The organism is Streptomyces sp. NPDC056503 (assembly GCF_042794995.1).
GTDB lineage: Bacteria > Actinomycetota > Actinomycetes > Streptomycetales > Streptomycetaceae > Streptomyces.
In genome coordinates this window covers 1-2,578 of the sequence record NZ_JBHTST010000263.1, presented here as the reverse complement: position 1 = coordinate 2,578, position 2,578 = coordinate 1, and the positions used below count along the sequence as shown (strand labels likewise).

Annotated in this window: 2 protein-coding genes; one reads left to right on the top strand and one right to left on the bottom strand. The window is 68.5% G+C overall.

Annotated features, from left to right (window positions below):
* Nucleotides 1-35: 35 nt before the first annotated feature.
* Complete coding sequence (locus tag ACFQ8C_RS36875; protein WP_383466310.1) at nucleotides 36-716, bottom strand: TetR/AcrR family transcriptional regulator; 681 nt, start codon at nucleotides 714-716, stop codon at nucleotides 36-38.
* A gap of 100 nt (nucleotides 717-816) precedes the next feature.
* On the opposite strand from ACFQ8C_RS36875, the gene ACFQ8C_RS36870 reads away from it, so the two are divergent.
* Nucleotides 817-2,403: a methylmalonyl-CoA mutase gene (locus tag ACFQ8C_RS36870; RefSeq protein ID WP_383466309.1), complete on the top strand. Its 1,587-nt coding sequence runs from the start codon at nucleotides 817-819 to the stop codon at nucleotides 2,401-2,403.
* The last annotated feature ends 175 nt before the right edge of the window (nucleotides 2,404-2,578 follow it).

Here is a 2,578-nt window from a genome sequence, read left to right as displayed (position 1 = left end):
GGCCGCGGCCCGGCCCGACCGCCTCGGGCACTCACTCAGGTGTCGAGTCCACCCTCGACGAGACGCCGGAGCGAGGGAAGCAGTGCCTCGATGTCCTGTCCGGTGCGGAAGGCGACGACTGTGGTTCCGGCCCCCGCGTCCGGCACGTGGCCGGCCGGGAACAGCGCGAGGACCTCGCGCATCGCCTCGTCCACCTCACCCACCGGATCCGAGGTCTCCTGCCGGAGCCAGCGGCGCAGGACGTGGTTGTGGCCCGCGACGACGGCGGCGGCCATGAGTTCGGCCCGGAGCGAGGCGGCCTGGGCCGAATCGCCCATCCAGTCCGCGATGAACTCGCGGAAGAGTCGCTGATACCTCGCCACACTGGCGATCTCGCGGTCGCGGAGCGCACTCACCTTGCTGGTGAGCACATACCGCCTGCGTGCGAGCTCGCCTTCGTCGATGTAGTGGAGCAGCACCAGGCGTACCGCGTCCGAGACGGCGACCAGGGCCGTGCTGTGGCTGGAGGTCGCCAGCCTGTCCCGGATCAGGTCGAGGAGCCGGTCGTGGTCGGGGAAGATCACGTCTTCTTTGGAGCGGTAGTGCCGGAAGAAGGTCGTACGCCCCAGGCCGGCGCGCTCGGCGATGTCGTCGACGGTCGTCTGCTCGTAACCACGCTCGTCGAAGAGCGCGAACGCGGCGTCTGCGAGTCGGGTCCGCGCGGAGGGCTTGCTCATGATCGCCCATCCTCCCCTGTCATGTGACCTGATACTACTTGCCCCCTACAACGGTACTGAGTACCGTCACGATGAGATTCAGTACCGATGGAGGTTCAGGGTGAGTTCCGTGGCGCGTAGCGAATCAGATCTGCCGATCCAGCCTCTCTACGACGGGGCCGCGCTGGACGGCTTCGACGCCGATGCGAAGCTCGGCGCTCCCGGGCGGTTCCCGTTCACCCGGGGCGTGTACCCGTCGATGTACACGGGCCGGCCCTGGACCATGCGGCAGTACGCCGGGTTCGGCACCGCCAAGGAGTCCAACGAGCGCTACCACGAGCTCGTCGGCGCGGGCACGGGCGGGCTGAGCGTGGCCTTCGACCTGCCGACGCAGATGGGCTACGACTCGGACGAGGCGGTCGCCCGGGGCGAGGTGGGCAAGGTCGGCGTGGCCGTCGACTCGATCGACGACATGCGGACCCTGTTCCAGGGCCTTCCGCTGGACAAGGTCTCGACGTCGATGACGATCAACGCGCCCGCGTCGACGCTGCTGCTGATGTACCAGCTCGTCGCCGCCGAACAGGGCATCGCGGGGAACCAGTTGACCGGCACGATCCAGAACGACGTGCTCAAGGAGTACATCGCCCGGGGCACGTACATCTATCCGCCGAAGCAGTCCCTGCGCCTGATCAGCGACATCTTCGCGTACTGCCACCGGGAGATCCCCCGCTGGAACACCATCTCCATCTCGGGCTACCACATGGCCGAGGCAGGTGCGACGCCCGCGCAGGAGATCGCGTTCACCCTCGCCAACGCCAAGGAGTACGTACGGACGGCCATCGCCGCGGGGCTGGACGTCGACGACTTCGCCCCACGCCTGTCGTTCTTCTTCGTCGCCCGGACGACGCTGCTGGAGGAGATCGCCAAGTTCCGCGCGGCCCGCAGGATCTGGGCGCGGATCATGCGCGAGGAGTTCCACGCGAAGAACCCCAAGTCGCAGATGCTCCGCTTCCACACCCAGACCGCCGGCGTGCAGCTCACCGCCCAGCAGCCCGAGGTGAACCTCGTCCGGGTGGCCCTTCAGGGCCTGGGCGCGGTGCTCGGCGGGACGCAGTCCCTCCACACCAACTCCTACGACGAGGCCATCGCCCTGCCCACGCAGAAGGCGGCGCGGCTCGCTCTGCGCACCCAGCAGATCATCGCGTACGAGACCGACGTGACCAAGACGGTCGACCCCTTCGCCGGGTCCTACGTCATGGAGTCGATGACGGACGAACTCGAAGCCGCGGCCGTGGAGCTGATCCAGGCCGTCGAGGACCGGGGCGGCGCCGTCGCGGCCATCGAGCAGGGCTTCCAGAAGTCGGAGATCGAGCGCTCCGCCTACCGGGTCGCCCTGGAGATCGACAACGCCGAACGGACCGTGGTCGGGGTCAACAAGTTCGCCCTGGACGAGGAGGAGCCCTACGAGCCCTTGCGCGTGGATCCCCGGATCGAGGCCGACCAGTGCGAACGCCTCGAAGCCCTCCGAGGGGAGCGAGACAACCACGGGGTCCTGCGGGCCCTCGACGATCTCCGCGCCGCGGCCGAGGGCACCGACAACGTCCTGCTGCCGATGCGCGAAGCACTGAAGCTCCGTGCCACCGGCGGCGAGGTGGCGCACGCCCTGCGCGACGTCTGGGGTGCCTACGTACCCCTCGAGACCTTCTGAGGAACAGCACACACCACCATGAGCGACATCGACATTCACACGACCGCGGGCAAGATCGCGGACCTCAGGCGCCGTATCGGCGAGGCCACGCACGCCGGCTCGGAGCGCGCGGTGGAGAAGCAGCACGCGAAGGGCAAGCTGACCGCGCGTGAGCGGATCGCCCTGCTGCTCGACG

Coding starts and splice junctions, on each gene's coding strand:
- ACFQ8C_RS36875 (WP_383466310.1), bottom strand. CDS start 716: ATGAGCAAGCCCTCCGCGCGGACCCGACTCGCAGACGCCGCGTTCGCG.